At 72.6% G+C, this 14687-nt stretch carries 13 protein-coding genes and 1 pseudogene; 7 read left to right on the top strand and 7 right to left on the bottom strand.

Annotated elements, in window-relative coordinates; all coding sequences use genetic code 11:
• Positions 1-35: 35 nt before the first annotated feature.
• The 6 genes and pseudogenes from ACFCZF_RS02435 to ACFCZF_RS02410 form a co-directional block, all read left to right on the top strand.
• Positions 36-314 (top strand): annotated as a pseudogene (locus ACFCZF_RS02435) (hypothetical protein); the annotation flags it as partial.
• 62 nt (positions 315-376) lie between these two features.
• On the top strand, positions 377-1027 hold the full coding sequence (locus tag ACFCZF_RS02430) for a hypothetical protein (protein ID WP_376670041.1): 651 nt from the start codon (positions 377-379) through the stop codon (positions 1025-1027).
• A gap of 178 nt (positions 1028-1205) precedes the next feature.
• Positions 1206-3449 carry a glycoside hydrolase family 9 protein gene (locus ACFCZF_RS02425; RefSeq protein WP_376670130.1) on the top strand — a complete coding sequence of 748 codons (2244 nt, stop codon included), beginning with the start codon at positions 1206-1208 and terminating at the stop codon, positions 3447-3449.
• 98 nt (positions 3450-3547) lie between these two features.
• Positions 3548-3796 (top strand): hypothetical protein, encoded by a 249-nt coding sequence (locus ACFCZF_RS02420; protein WP_345638110.1) that lies wholly within the window; start codon positions 3548-3550, stop codon positions 3794-3796.
• Positions 3797-3799: 3 nt separating this feature from the next.
• On the top strand, positions 3800-4177 hold the full coding sequence (locus tag ACFCZF_RS02415; protein WP_375907950.1) for a toxin Doc: 378 nt from the start codon (positions 3800-3802) through the stop codon (positions 4175-4177).
• Positions 4178-4494: 317 nt separating this feature from the next.
• Positions 4495-6102 (top strand): RICIN domain-containing protein, encoded by a 1608-nt coding sequence (locus ACFCZF_RS02410; protein ID WP_376670040.1) that lies wholly within the window; start codon positions 4495-4497, stop codon positions 6100-6102.
• A gap of 232 nt (positions 6103-6334) precedes the next feature.
• On the opposite strand, the gene ACFCZF_RS02405 is transcribed toward ACFCZF_RS02410, so the two are convergent.
• Positions 6335-7516 (bottom strand): lactate 2-monooxygenase, encoded by a 1182-nt coding sequence (locus ACFCZF_RS02405; protein ID WP_376670039.1) that lies wholly within the window; start codon positions 7514-7516, stop codon positions 6335-6337.
• 360 nt (positions 7517-7876) lie between these two features.
• Between ACFCZF_RS02405 and ACFCZF_RS02400 the strand changes: the two genes are divergently transcribed.
• Positions 7877-8311, top strand: coding sequence for a protease inhibitor (locus ACFCZF_RS02400; RefSeq protein WP_375907958.1), 435 nt, complete (start codon positions 7877-7879; stop codon positions 8309-8311).
• 189 nt (positions 8312-8500) lie between these two features.
• On the opposite strand, the gene ACFCZF_RS02395 is transcribed toward ACFCZF_RS02400, so the two are convergent.
• The 6 genes from ACFCZF_RS02395 to ACFCZF_RS02370 all read right to left on the bottom strand — a co-directional run bounded on the left by ACFCZF_RS02395 (position 8501) and on the right by ACFCZF_RS02370 (position 14687).
• Positions 8501-8749 (bottom strand): CDGSH iron-sulfur domain-containing protein, encoded by a 249-nt coding sequence (locus ACFCZF_RS02395; protein WP_375907961.1) that lies wholly within the window; start codon positions 8747-8749, stop codon positions 8501-8503.
• Entirely contained in the window at positions 8730-9374 is a 645-nt protein-coding gene (locus tag ACFCZF_RS02390) for a HemK2/MTQ2 family protein methyltransferase (RefSeq protein WP_376670038.1), read from the bottom strand. Before ACFCZF_RS02390 ends, ACFCZF_RS02395 begins: the two co-directional genes overlap by 20 nt.
• A gap of 30 nt (positions 9375-9404) precedes the next feature.
• Positions 9405-10436, bottom strand: a complete 1032-nt coding sequence (locus tag ACFCZF_RS02385; RefSeq protein WP_376670037.1) for an iron-containing redox enzyme family protein — start codon at positions 10434-10436, stop codon at positions 9405-9407.
• A gap of 56 nt (positions 10437-10492) precedes the next feature.
• Entirely contained in the window at positions 10493-10672 is a 180-nt protein-coding gene (locus ACFCZF_RS02380) for a hypothetical protein (protein WP_375907968.1), read from the bottom strand.
• A 78-nt stretch (positions 10673-10750) separates the two neighbouring features.
• Positions 10751-11761 carry a Ppx/GppA family phosphatase gene (locus ACFCZF_RS02375; protein ID WP_376670036.1) on the bottom strand — a complete coding sequence of 337 codons (1011 nt, stop codon included), beginning with the start codon at positions 11759-11761 and terminating at the stop codon, positions 10751-10753.
• A 103-nt stretch (positions 11762-11864) separates the two neighbouring features.
• Complete coding sequence (locus ACFCZF_RS02370) at positions 11865-14687, bottom strand: NHLP bacteriocin export ABC transporter permease/ATPase subunit (protein ID WP_376670035.1); 2823 nt, start codon at positions 14685-14687, stop codon at positions 11865-11867.

Here is a 14687-nt window from a genome sequence, read left to right as displayed (position 1 = left end):
AGAAAGAGCTTTCCGTGGAGATCCGCCAGGACTGTCACCTGGGCTCCACCGAGAACACCGGCGACGACAAGACCCTCTCCGACGGCCCCTGCCACGGCAGTTGCGCCGGCGCGAACGGCAGCGCGGGCAAGCTCCGCCTGACCTGGCGGGCGCCTCTCGAAGCGGGCGAACTGAAGGCCGTCGCCCGGCGGGCCCGCAGGGCGGTCGCCACCGACGTCCTGCGCACCACGGGGACGCCGCACGCCGCACGCCTGAGCCCCGACCGCCACCGTGTCGCCGCGCACGGCCGCTCCCCGGTCTTCGTGACGGCCGAGGCGCCCGCCGGGCGGCCGGTGCTCTGACCGGGGACGATCGCCGGGGCGGGAGAATGGGCGTCGTGACGGAGAAGCGTGAATGGACGTACGAGGGTACGGAGCTGGCTTGGCTCGGGGACCGGCTCGGCCGCCCGGAGGCCGGGCCCGGGCATGTGGTGTCCGAGCTCGTTCCGAGCGGGTATGACGCTTACCTGAGGATCTTTCACCGCTTCGAGGCCACGGACGGATCGGGCCGTAGCCGGACGTGGCGAACGCGGGCCGAGTGCCTGGCCGTCCCGTTCCGCGCCGAGGTGTCCCACCGGTGGCTGCGGGACGAGGACCGCGGTCCGGGGCGCCCGCTGTGGCTGGCCGAAGCCGGTGCTCTCGATGACGGCAGTCGGCGTGCGCTGGCCCGCGCGCTCACCGAGGTGTCCGGCGACCAGGTCGTCTGCTTCGCCTACGGTCTGGCGGCTCTGCTCCGGGGCGAGGATGAGCCACTCGTTCGTCGCGCTCGCCTGGTCGACCTGGAGACCGTGAGGGAATCGGTGCGGGACGTGGTGGGGGAGAGCGGTCCGGAGTTCTGGTGGCCGCAGGACCGCGGCTGGCTGGTCGCCACCGACTACGACCTGGTGTCGACCTACGTCGGCTGCTCGGCGGAGACCGCTGAGGTACTCCTCGGCGACGACGAACTCGAAACCCTGCCGGTCACCTTGCGAACCCGCGTCGACGTCTGACGGCGACTCCTGCGCCTTGCCTGCCCGGTCCGGACGGGAAGCAGTCCGGTCCGGACCGTTGACGGGGTGTCATGTCTCCCACAAGCATGTCCTGCGACCGCTTTTGGGAGCGCTCCCATAAAAGTGAGCGCCGCCTCCCCCGAGGAGTCCGCACGTGACAAGACGTCTGACGCAACGCCTGACACGACGCAGAACCGCCCTCGTCTCCCTGACGGCCCTGCTGGCGGCGGCCGTCACCGCGCTGCCCGCCGCACCGGCCGGAGCCGAGGAGACCGAGCAGGTCAAGAACGGCACCTTCGACAACGGCACCGACTCCTGGTGGACGAGCAGCAACGTCACCGCGGGCGTGGCCGACGGCCGGCTGTGCGCCGACGCCCCCGGCGGCACCACCAACCGCTGGGACGCGGCCGTCGGCCAGAACGACATCACCCTGGTCGCGGGGGAGTCGTACAAGTTCTCCTTCACCGCGACTGGCACGCCCGCCGACCATGTGGTCCGGGCGATCGTGGGCCTGTCGGTGTCCCCGTACGACACCTACCACGAGGTCAGCCCGCAGCTGAGCGTCTCCGGCAACACCTACTCCTACACCTTCACCTCACCCGTCGACACCACTCAGGGCCAGGTCGGCTTCCAGCTCGGCGGCACCCCCGACGCCTGGCGGTTCTGCGTGGACGACGTGTCCCTGCTGGGCGGTGTGGCGCCCGAGCCGCACGTGCCCGACACGGGGCCGCGGGTCCGCGTCAACCAGGTCGGCTATCTGCCGTCCGGCCCGAAGAACGCCACGTTGGTCACCGAGGCGACCTCGCGTCTGCGCTGGCAGCTGAAGAACGACGGAGGCCGGGTCGTCGCGCACGGCTGGAGCAAGCCGCGCGGCGTCGACGCCTCCTCCGGGCAGAACGTCCACTCGATCGACTTCGGCCGCCACAAGAAGCGCGGCGAGGGCTACACACTGGTCGCCGACGGGGAGACCAGCCGCCCGTTCGACATCGGCACGGCCGCCTACGAGCGGTTGCGCACCGACTCCGCGAAGTACTACTACACCCAGCGCAGCGGCACCCCGATCAGCGGCGACCTGCGCCCGGGCTACGCCCGCCCCGCCGGACACGTGGGCGTGGCACCCAACCAGGGCGACACCGAGGTGCCCTGCCAGCCCGGCGTGTGCGACTACACCCTCGACGTCTCCGGCGGCTGGTACGACGCCGGCGACCACGGCAAGTACGTCGTCAACGGCGGCATCTCGACCTGGGAGCTGCTCAGCACCTACGAGCGCTCGCTGCACGCCCGCACCGGGGAGCCGGCCGAGCTCGGCGACGGCACGCTCGACATCCCCGAGAGCGGGAACAAGGTGCCGGACATCCTCGACGAGGTGCGCTGGGAGCTGGACTTCCTGCTGAAGATGCAGGTGCCGGCCGGACAGCCACTGGCCGGCATGGCCCACCACAAGATCCACGACGAGGCGTGGACCGGGCTGCCGCTGCTGCCCAGCGACGACCCGCAGAAGCGCGAACTGCACCCGCCGACCACCGCGGCCACCCTCAACCTGGCGGCGACGGCAGCCCAGGCGGCCCGCCTCTACCGCCCCTACGACCGTGAGTTCGCCGCGAAGGCGCTCGACGCGGCCCGCCAGGCCTGGACGGCGGCCCTGGCCCACCCGGACGTGCTCGCCGACGAGAGCGACGGCATCGGCGGCGGGGCCTACCCGGACAGCAAGGTCGACGACGAGTTCTACTGGGCGGCGGCCGAGCTGTACCTGACGACGGGGGAGCGGGACTTCAAGGAGTACGTGCTGAACTCCCCGGTCCACACCGCCGACATCTTCGGCCCGCTCGGCTTCGACTGGGCCCGCACCGCGGCGGCGGCCCGGCTGGACCTCGCGACGGTGCCGAACCGGCTCCCCGGCCGGGACAAGGTACGCCGCTCCGTCGTCCAGGGCGCCGACCGCTACCTGGCCACGCTCAAGGCGCACCCGTACGGCATGCCCTACGCCCCCGAGGGCAACGTCTACGACTGGGGCTCCAGTCACCAGGTACTGAACAACGCCGTCGTCCTCGCCACCGCCTACGACATCACCGGCGGCTCGAAGTACCGTGACGGCGCCCTCCAGAGCATGGACTACATCCTGGGCCGCAACGCGCTGAACATGTCGTACGTCACCGGCTACGGCGAGGTCAACGCCCACAACCAGCACAGCCGCTGGTACGCCAAGCAACTCGACCCGGCGCTGCCCGCCCCGCCCGACGGCACCCTGTCCGGCGGACCCAACTCGAACATCCAGGACCCCTACGCACAGAGCAAACTCCAGGGCTGCGTCGCCCAGTTCTGCTTCATCGACGACATCCAGTCCTGGTCGACCAACGAGCACACCATCAACTGGAACGCCGCACTGGCCCGGATGGCCTCCTTCGTGGCGGACCAGAGCTGACCGCACCACCGCCCCGCCCGCCTCCTGCGGTACCGCTGCATGAGGGCTCTGACCTGCGGATATTTACGGGTCAGTACCCGCGCGGTACCGTGGGAGGCATGCCAGCTCTGAACGTGGAGTTCAGCGACCGCGAGCTCGAGGACCTGCGGCAGATCGCCAAGGAACGCGGTACGTCGATGAAGGCGCTCGTGCGGGAGGCCGCCGCCGCCGACATAGCCCGGCACCGGGCGCTGCAGGAGGGCGCGGAGGCATTCCGCCGGTTCTTCTCGGCCCACGCCGACGAGTTCGCGGCCGCCTTTCCCGACGACGAACCACCGTCCGTCAGGGGCGAGGGGCGGGCCGCCTGACCCATGGCGCCGGTCCTGCACATCGACGTGCCCTGGCTGCTCCAGCGCCATGAGGAAGTGCTGCCGGAGCAGCCCACCATCAACGACTTCTCCGCGCTGGTCGCCGCCGTCGCCCGGCACCGCGTCGACCCGCCCCGCCTCGGGGTGGACTCCGACCCGGCCTGGCGGGCCGCCGCCCTGCTGCACACGCTCGCCGTGCTCAAGCCCCTGCCCTCGGCCAACGCCCGCTTCGCCTGCGCGACGGCCGTCGCCTACATGTTCGCCAGTGGCGTCGGCATCGACCCGCCCTACGGCGCCCTGGTCGACCTCGCGCGTGACCTGATGTCCGGCGGGGCCGACGTCTACGGCGCGGCCGACCGGTTGCGTTCCTGGCAGATCTGAAGCCCGGCCGCTCGGGGCGCTGGAGAAAGCCGAAAGCAGGTGCCGACCGCATGAGTTGCCGCGAAATCTGACCTTCTTTCAAAGGGGGCCTCATGTTGCCCGGTCGCCTTGTTGACCATGAGTGGTTTGTGCGAGAGTGAAGCACCCGTGCGGGGGGTAAAGGCCGGGTCTCGCACGCGTCTTGATGAGCCGGGTCCGTTTTCGCCGTGGCGAATTCACGCTCCCCACACCGTGCCCAAAAGGTATACACCAATCCGGTGTTCCTTTTCGGCGATCAGAACTTCTGAGTCACCTGCGCGTGGGAAGGAAACATCTCAGTGCCCACCCCCCACCCCCCTCGACCCGCGTACCCGCCCCCCGGCGGGGACTCCGGGGAGTCCGACGAGTCCCTGGCCGCGCGGCTCAGGGACGGCCCGGAGAGCGCGGCGGCCCAGACCGCCGCGCTGCTGATGGCACGCCACTGGCAGCCCGCCCACGACTACGCGACCATCTGCCTCGCCACGTCGTCCCAGGTAACCGCCATGGTCACCGCCGCCGCCTGGCACCGGGTCCTGGACCGGCTCGCCGAGGGCGAGCCCGCCACGGCCCTGCGTCCGCGACTGCTGGTGGCCGTACGGGACACGGTCCGGCAGTGGTCCGCCGACGACGGGATATCCGGCGTTCTTCCGCACCTGCTCAAACCCGCCGGCGGACGTGGTATGCGGGCGGCGAAGTCCCTGACTCCGGAAAACCGAACGCTTGCCGCACAGGCATTCGCTTCCCTTCCCGGGCCGGCCCGTTGTTTGCTGTGGCACACGGAGGTCGAGGGTGAGCCCATAAGCGTCCCGGCCGGTCTGCTCGGCATGGATACCGACACCGCGTCGGCCACACTCGAACAAGCGCGTGAGAAATTCCGCGAGGGTTGTCTGCACGCACATCGGCAACTCGCGCCGACCCAGGACTGCCGCTTCCACAGCCGTCTCCTCGACGTCCCGATTCGCCGGGGCGGCGCCCTGCTGCCGGACGTCCGGAAACATCTGGCGGACTGCCGTCACTGCCGGCACGCCGCCGAACAACTCAGCCACTTCGGGCGCGAGTTGGGCACGCTGATCGCCGAAGCGGTGCTCGGCTGGGGTGCCCGGCGCTATCTCGACTCCCGTCCGGGGCGCGCGACGCTGGGCGCGCTCGCCAAGGGCGCCGCCCGGCACCGCGGCGGACGCCCCGGGCTGCTGGCCCGGATGCCCGTTCCCGGGCGCGGGGTGCCCGGCCGGCCGCGTTCCGGCCGGTCGGTGCTCAGGCAGTTCGGCGCCGCCTCGGCCGGGGTGCTGGCGATCGTGCTCGTGGTGAGTGTGTGGTCGTACGACGGCGGTGGCGCCGATCCGGCCGCCTCCACCAGTGCCGTCGGCAGCGACGGCAACACGTCCGGGACCAGCCGCCCGAAACCGCCCGGCGCGGCCGGGCTGCCCACGGCGGCGGACCGGGCGCGGCTGCGCAACGTCGCCGCGGACCTGTGCCTCGACGTCCGGGGCGAGCCGAGGGCCGGCGCGGGCGCCCGGCTGGCGAGGTGCTCCGAGGCGTGGACCCAGCAGTGGACCTATGAGGACGACGGGCTGCTGCGCAGCGCCGCCGACCCGGGGCTGTGTCTGGACTCGCAGGCGGACGCCGGAGTCGTCGTTCTCGGTACCTGCGCCGACGAGGGCACCGAGCGGGGCGACGACGTGCGCTACGACGTCACCGGACGGGGGGAACTGGTGCCGCGCCGGCAAAAGCAGCTCGCCCTCGCCGCCACCACGGGTGCCCCGGACGCCGACATAGTCGTCAAGGTGCATGACGGCTCCGACGGCCAGCGCTGGCGGACCGACCCGGTACCGACGGCGGAGGGTTCCCTGTCGATCGCCGGTACCGGCGCCCCGGACGCCCGGCGCGTCGAGCTGCCGGGCAGCTGAGGCGGGCCGGGCGACGTCCGGTGCGTCGGACGGCGCTCCGAAGGGGTGACGGGGCGGATCGGATGTGCGCCTGGCGCCGCCTGGGCGCGACCGGCCACGACGGTCCCGCCGTCAACGCACCGGCCGTCACGGGTCACCGGCGCCGCGACCGGAACCCGCGCCGCGATGACGGCGGCGAGCCCCGTGCCGGCGGCACGGCCGCCCGCGGGGCGAGTCGTCGGTCGCGAGGACGTCACCCCAAGGGTCCCGCAGGATCCTCGACGAGGTCGGCGGGGCCGGGCGTGACCGGGGAAGCGTGCCCGGACAGAGCCAGGGTGAGGTCGAGTTCGGCGAGCAGGCAGCGGATCACGTGCTCGACGCCCGGCTGTCCGTCGAGGCCCAGGCCGTAGACGTAGGGGCGGCCGAGGAGTACCGCTCGCGCGCCGAGCGCGAGCGCCTTGAAGACGTCGTCACCGGTGCGGACGCCGCTGTCGAACAGCACGGTGAGCCGGTCGCCGACCGCCTCCACCACGCGCGGCAGGGCATCGGCCGCCGCGACGGAGCCCGCCACCTGACGGCCGCCGTGATTGGAGACCACCACGCCGTCCATCCCCGCGTCGGCGGCGAGCCGGGCGTCGTCCGGGTGCAGGACGCCCTTGAGGACGATCGGGCCGTCCCAGTTCTCCCGGAGGAACGCCAGATCGGGCCAGGACTTGGCGGGATCGGAGAACATGCCGACGAAGTGCATCACCGCGGCGTTCGGATCCTCGTGCACCGGCTTCGCCAGGCCCGCCCGGAACGCCGGGTCGGAGAAGTAGTTGGCGGTGCCCACCCCGTGCAGGAACGGCAGATACGCCTGGTCGAGATCGCGCGGGCGCCAGGACAGCAGAGGCGTGTCCAGCGTGACGAACAGCGCGCTGTATCCGGCCGCCTTCGCCCGGTCCAGGAAGCTGCGGGCCACCTCGCGGTCCTTCGGCCAGTACAGCTGGAACCAGCGCTCGGCGTCGCCCATCGCCTCGGCGACCTGCTCCATGGGCGTGCTCGACGCCGAGGACAGGATGTACGGCACGCCCTGCGCGGCGGCGGCCCGGGCGGCGGCCGGCTCCGCTTCCGGATGCATGATCGACAGGACACCGACCGGAGCCAGCGCCAGCGGAGCGGGCAGCGGGCGGCCCAGCACCTCCACCGAGAGATCGCGTTCGTGCACGTCCCGCAGCATGCGCGGAACGATCCGGCGCCGGTCCAGAGCCGCCCGGTTGGCGCGCGCGGTGCTGCCGTCACCCGCGCTGCCCGCGACGTACCCGACGGGACCGGGGCCGAGGCGTCGCTCGGCGAGTTCCTCCAGCCGGGTCAGGTCGGTGGGCAGCCGCGGCACGGCACCCGTCATCCCGTTGAGATAGATCTCGTACTGGAAGTCCGCCCAGTGCTTCGCCATCCCCAGCTACCGCCTCTCGTCGTCGAGCTCGCGCCGTCAGCACCATACCGGTGAGTATGCGGAGGTCGGTCGTCAGGGGGAACGGGCCTGTTTCAGGGGTGTTTCAGGCCTATTGGCGAAGGTGCGGATCACGCCATTCGGCCAGTTCATGCCTCAAGAACCGATCAAGAACCGCCCCGTTCCGGACTTGGAACGTTCGAATTCCGTGACTTCGCGCCACTGATTCAATACGCAAGGTTACCGAAACCCGTGGGGTCGAGATGAGTTTCGGCGACGGACTCGGCAGACTCGCGCTCGCCGTTCCGGCACCGACCGAGCCGGTCCGGCGACACCCTCATATCGAGCGGAAGGATGCACACAATGCGGAACACCGCGCGCTGGGCAGCGACTCTGGGCCTGACGGCCACCGCCGTCTGCGGGCCACTCGCCGGGGCCTCCCTCGCCTCCCCGGCCACCGCCCCCGCGTCGCTCTACGCCCCCTCGGCCCTCGTGCTGACCGTGGGGCACGGAGAGAGCGCTGCCACCGCCGCACCGGTACGCGCGGTCACCCTGACCTGCGCCCCGGAGGCCTCCGGAACCCACCCCGCCGCCGCATCGGCCTGCGCGGAACTGCGCGGCGCGGGCGGCGACTTCGACGCCCTGGCCGCGGACGACGGCGTGCTGTGCACCCGGGAGTACGCGCCCGTGGTCGTCACCGTCGACGGGGTCTGGCAGGGCCGGCACGTCTCCTACGAGCGCACCTTCGCCAACGAGTGCGTGAAGAACGCGGGCAGCGCGAGCGTCTTCACGTTCTGAGGACCGGGACCGCCCGGCCCGTGCGGCGTGACCGGCGGCTCGCTACTGGGGAGTGCGAGCGCCTCCGTACGGATCCAGCGGTCCCGCACCGGGAGCGGCGGACGGAGTGGGGCCGTCCGCCGTTCTCCCCGGAATCAGGGACAGGACAGACAGGACAAGACAGGGCAGGACTGGACAGGACGGGAACCGTCAGCCCGCCGGCGCCGGCCCGTCACCCGTGCCGGACGACCTGGCGCGGTGGCTGGTGTCGCACCAGGGGAAGCGCCGGCTACGGCGACAGGTGCACAGCGCGACCCGGAAGCGGTCGGACGACACCGTCGTCCCGTCCTCCAGCTCCACCTCCACCGGACCTTCCACCAGCAGCGGCCCCCGGCGCTGGACCTTGACCCGGCGCGGGGCGCCGGACGGGCGGGGGGCCTCAGACGGGGAGTTCGGCACGGACGACCACCAGCTCCTCCTCGTGATCGGCCAGGGACAGCAGCCCGCGCTGCCGCAGCCAGCGCTCCCGCCCGCGCACCACGGGACCGAACGCGATCCGCTGCCGCCGGGTCACCGCGGCCTTCAGACCCGCCTCGCGCAGCAGCCCGACGGTCCGCCCGGGCTCGCTGAGCGCCGACTGCACCAGCAGCAGCACCCCGCCCGGACGCAGCAGGGCAGGCACCTCCCGGCAGATCCGGTCCAGGACCAGCCGCCCGTCGTGGCCCGCGTCCCAGGCCCGCGCCGCACCCCGCGGCCGGCGCCCGCCGCCCGGCGCCGGCACGTACGGCGGATTGGCCAGCACGAGGTCGAACGGCTCACCGCGTACGGGCGTGAAGAGGTTGCCGTGCCGGACGCGGATCCGCAGCCCGGCCCGTGCGGCGTTCACCCGGGCCGCGCACACCGCGCGCCACGACACGTCCACCGCGGTCACCCGCGCACCCCGCCGGGCCGCCGCCAGCGCCAGGGCGCCCGTGCCAGTACCCACGTCGAGTACGGCCGCGCCCGGCGGGAGCGACTCGTCGGACAGTGCCCCGGCCAGCAGGGCGGTGTCCTCCTGAGGGGCGTAGACGCCCGGTAGCACCATGAAATTCACGGAACCCACGTACCCCGGCCGTCACGAAATATGGGAGATTCCGGAAGTTTCGCGGGTCAGGTCGGGCAGCGCTGTGAGCAGGGACGACCGGCCGGCCCGCCAGTCGGCGAGCAGCCGGGCGCCGAAGCGTTCCTCGACGTGGCCGGTGGCGTCGATGCCGAAGGCGACGTCCGCCGCGAGGTGCGGCTCCTGTTCCAACAGGCCGTCGATCACCTCGTGCCGCACGATCTGCTCGTGCACCGCGTCGGCCTCGACGTGCTCGTCGTAGAAGTGCTCGGCGGCGGGCCCGGCGCCGGTACGGCGCATCGCCTCGGCGAGCCGCCGGGAACCGGGCGACGAGGTGATCTCGACCGCCGCGAAATGGCCCACCAGGGCGCCGCGCAGAGCCCGGTGCAGGCCGAACAGGGACATCATGTTCACCGTGGCCAGGCACTCGGCGGAGGCCGCGTCGAGATGGCGCCCGTACGTGGTGTCCAGGCCCAGGTCCGTCATCAGGTCGGCGAACAGGCGGGCGTGCACCCGGTCGGGCCGGCCGCCGCCGTACTCGTCGAACTCCACCGCAGCCATCGCCGCCTTCGCGCGCCCCCACAGCCGCGGCAGCACCCAGGCGTGCGGGTCGGCCTCCTTCAGGTGGTACAGGGAGCGTTGGGCCGCGTACTCGCGCAGGTGCCACAACTCGCCCTCGTCCCGCAGGAAGTGGCTGACGCCCTTCCCGTCGACCGGTTCGACGAGCAGCGCCCCGACCGCGTCCTCCACGCTGTCGTGGACCCGGGTGTCGGCACGCAGCGCGGACAGGAAGCGGTGCTCCAGCGCGGCCCGGGTACGCAGCAGGTCGGGGTCCCACTCGAGGCCGGGGGAGACACCGGCGAAACCCCGGTAGTGCAGCTCGTAGCACTGGTACAGGGCGAGCTGCAGATCGTCGCCGTACGCCGGCGCGGCGGCGACGGACTCCGTGCCGGGCAGCGGGCCCGCCTCGAGCAGATACGCGCCGACGGCCGCGGAGAGCGGGCCCCGGGCCGTCGGCAGCTGTGGTCCTTCGCGGTCGTACTCCATGGCGCCGCGAGTACCCGGACGCCGCCGTGGCACCCCCGTTCGCGCGCGGTCCCGCCTCACTCTCCCTCGGAGTCCTGCTGGGCCCCGGTGTTCGGCGAGGTGGCGTCGCCCGCCTCGCCCCGGTGCGGGCCCTCGTCGGACTCCGCGTCGCGGGGCCTGGACTCCTTGATCTCGCGCAGCACCTCCTCGATGGCGGTCTCGGGCTGCTTGTCGCTGCGGTCGCCGTCCTGGGACACGAATGCCTCCTCTTCCTCGTACCGTTCGGTGCCGTTCGGTCGTGTGTTCTCGGCCCGGGCGTGGCCCGTTCCGCGTGGTCAGCTGGACGTGGTCGCGATGCGCAGGGGCATCGGAGCGGGGACGGCCGCCTCGTCGTTGCGGCGGACGACCTCCGCCCACCAGGAGGGGCCGTCCTCGATGTGGCGCAGCAGGATGCCCTCGCGGATCGCCCAGGGGCAGAGCGTGACCGTTTCCAGTCCGGTCAGCTTCATGGCGGTGTGCCCGACCACCGCCCCGGCCAGACTCTGTGTCGCCCGCGGGGCGGAGATGCCGGGCAGTCGGGCCCGCTCGGCGGCGGTCAGGGCGGCCAGCCGGCCGATCGCCTCTCCCAGGTCCGAGCAGCGCATCTGCCGCTCCACGAAGGGGCCGTGCCGCCCCGGCAGCGCCCCGCACAGCCGTCCGAGCTGCTGGAAGGTCCGCGAGGTGGCCACCGCGGTACGCGGCCCCTCCCAGCGGATCCGCGCCGCGACGTCCCGCAGCTGATGGCGGACCTTGCGGCGCAGCGCCCGGACCTGCTCCGGCTCCGGCGCGTCCTCGCCGCCCTCGAGGAACTCGTGGGTCAGCCGTGCCGCGCCCAGCGGCAGCGAGGCCACGAAGTCGGGCAACCGGCCGCGGCCGAAGGCGATCTCCAGTGAGCCGCCGCCTATGTCGAGCAGGGCGAGCGGTCCGGCCCGCCAGCCCATCCAGCGCCGAGCGCCGAGGAACGTCAGCTCCGCCTCCACCTCGCCCGGCAGGGTGCACAGGGCGATGCCCGTACGGGCCCGGACGGTGCGCAGTACCTCGTGGCGGTTGGGCGCGGCGCGCACTACGGCGGTCGCGAAGGCCAGCGGGTCGGCCGCCCCCCAGCGGGCCGCGGTCCGGTTCGCGTCGGCGACCGCCTCCACGAGCCGCTCCACAGCCTCGTCGGGGACCGGGCCCCCCGGCTTGACCTGCTCGGACAGCCGTAGCCGCCACTTCGCGGTGTGGACCGGCAGCGGCACCCCGCCCTCCGCGTCCGACACCATGAGCCGGACCGTGTTCGACCCCACATCCACCACGCTGATACGCATGAAGGCGCAGGTACCCATTTTGGCGCCGGTCCAACGGCCACCGGGGCGGTACGGCCGGAAACCGGACGGTCCGGAGCACGGGCTTCCGTCCGTCCGGGCCCTGTCAGGCCAGCTGCCGCCGCACCAGCTCGTGCAGCCGGCCGCCGGTGTCCGCGAGCAGCGCGGCGGGCGGCCCCTGCTGGGCGACCTTGCCGTCCTCCATCACGATCACGCGGTCGGCGTCCAGCACCGTCGACAGACGGTGGGCGATGACGACCCGGGTGGCGTTGAGGGCCTTGGTGGACTCGATCACGGTGCGCTGCGTCTCGTTGTCCAGGGCGCTGGTCGCCTCGTCGAAGAAGAGGACGCGCGGTCGGCGGATCAGCGCCTGCGCGATCATCAGCCGCTGCCGCTGGCCCCCGGAGACCGCCCCGCTGCCCGAGACGATCGTGTGCAGGCCCATCGGCATCCGCTTGATGTCCTCCGCGAGCCCCGCCATCTCGGCCGCCGCCATCACCTCCTCCGGCGTGTACGGCTCGGTGCCGCAGATGACGTCCAGGATCGAGCCGGTGAACGGCTGCGCGTGCTGGAGCACCACCCCGCACTGCCGGCGCACCGCCGACTGGTCGAGGGCGGCGAGGTCCTGGCCGTCGTACAGGACGCTGCCCGACAGCGGCCGGTCGAAGCCGATCAGCAGCCGCAGCAGGGTCGACTTGCCGCAGCCGCTGGGACCGACGACCGCCACGAACTCGCCCGGCCGGATCCCGAAGGACACGTCGTCGAGGACCAGCGGCCCGTCGTCGGTGTACCGGAACGACAGCCGCCGTGCCTCGATCGCCCCGGACAGCGGCCCCGGCCGGGTGCTCCCCGTGCGCACCTCGGGCGTGGCGTCCAGGACCGGCCTGATCTCCTCGAACAGCGGCAGCGCGGCCACCGCCGACACGAACGCGCCGGTCAGCTGGGTGACCGAGGTCAGCAGCATCGTCACCGCCGCGTTGAAGGTGAGGAACTCGGCCGCCGACATCGAACCGCGTGCCGGACCGGCCAGCAGCATGAACATCAGCAGCGTGCACAGCGGCAGGTACACCGCGCCCAGCACCGCGTTCAGGTTCTTGACGCGTCCCGCCTGCTGCTGGAGCTCACGACTGCGCGCGAACTGCTCCGCCCACGCCGCGTACGCGTAGTTCTCGGCCGCCGCGACGCGCAGTTTGGGCAGTCCGCGCAGGGTCTGGAACGCCTGGTTGTTCAGTTTGTTGGTGAGCTTGACCAGCCGCCGCTGATAACGCACCTGCCACAGCCCGAGCCCCAGGAACACGGCGGCCACGACCACCAGCATGCCGATCGCCGCGAGCGCCATCGGCACGCTGTACCAGAGCAGCAGCCCCAGGTTCATCGCCCCGACGGTCACCGACTGGGCGACCGTCGGACCGACGCCCGCCAGCAGTCTGCGGATCGCGCTGATGCCCATGGCCGCGCTGGCCAGCTCACCGGTGGAGCGCTCGGTGAAGAACTTCGTCGGCAGCCGCAGCAGCCGGTCCCACACCGCGGGCTGGAGGGTCGCCTCCACCCGTCCTTCCAGCCGCAGGATGGTGAGGTTCTGCATCAGCATGAAGGCCGCCGCGACGACGCTGCTCAGCATCACCGCGAGACAGACCTGCACGATCAACCCGGTCTGCGCCTTCGGCACGAACTCGCCGAGCACCTTGCCGGTCGCGATCGGCACCAGCGCGCCGAGCCCCACCGTCACCAGTCCGGCGAGCAGCAGACCGGTCAGATCGCCGCGCGTGCCCCGCATGCAGAACCGCAGCAGCCGCAACGGACTGAGCCGGTGCTCGGGCAGCGGCCGGTAGAACATCACCGCACGCGGTTCGAACTCCTCGGCGTTCGCCTTCTCGACCGGCGTCTCGCGGCCGGTCGCGGGATGGACGGCCACGTAGCCGCCGCGCCGCCACAGCAGCGCCACCGGCGCCCCCGACAGGGCGCGGTGACCGATCAGCGGCCCGACGTCGTCCCGCCACCAGCGGTCGTCCAGCCGCACGGTGCGGGTGCGCACGCGGGAGGCGACGGCGATCCGCTCCACCGGGTCGAGCCGGTCGCTCTCCGTGCCGTTCTGCGCGGGCTCGGCGAGCGGGATTCCGGCGGCGCGGGCGACCAGCTTGCACGCCGCGTACGTCGCGTCCGCGTCGGCGGCCGTGGTGCGCTGCCCGGACCGCTTGCCGATGGAGGCCAGCAGCGTCCGGTCGGCCTGGGCGCGTACCGCCTCACCGGCCTTGATGCCGGCCGCGGTACGGGTCTCGTGGGTGCGCTCCAGCTGCTCGATCCAGCGGTCCAGCGTGGTCAGCAGCCGGTACTGCTGGTCGACCATGCTCTGCCACAGCGCGGGGTCCATCAGCAGGTCGGCGGCCGCCTCGTCGCCGTACAGCGCCCCGTACTGCACGCTGCCGGGCGGCACCTGCATCCAGAAGACGTCGTCGTCGGTGGGCGCCGCGGCCCGTTCGGTCGCCATCGGCGCCTGGAAGAGGACGGTCAGACTGCGGCCCACGCCGAGGGCGAGGGCGTACTCCAGCGGGCTCGTCGTCGGCGGTACGTACTGGGGGTTGCCGTACTCGTCGTAGGACCACGTCTGCGTGCTGGCCGGCTGGTACAGCTCGCGCAGCCCGATGCGGTGCACCACGCAGTCCCGCAGCGGACGCGCGACCAGTGTGTGCTGGGGCCCGGCGACCGGCCCGAGCAGCACCGAGCCCGCCTCCAGACGGCCCAGGTGGTGCCAGTGGCCCTGCTCCCCGGCGTCCACCGCGAACAGGTCGACCGCGCCGGACGCCACCAGCCACAGCACCTGCGGACCCTCCAGGTCCAGGCGGTTGAAGCCGGCGCAGTCGACGCGGGTACCCAGCGAGCCGAGCGCCCCGAGGACGAGGTCGCCCTGTCCTTCGTGCAGGGTCGTCAT

It is taken from the genome of Streptomyces sp. NPDC056296 (assembly GCF_042268605.1).
Lineage (GTDB): Bacteria > Actinomycetota > Actinomycetes > Streptomycetales > Streptomycetaceae > Streptomyces.
The sequence above is the reverse complement of the archived record's forward strand: the minus strand, read 5'-3'. Positions and strand labels throughout refer to the sequence as shown.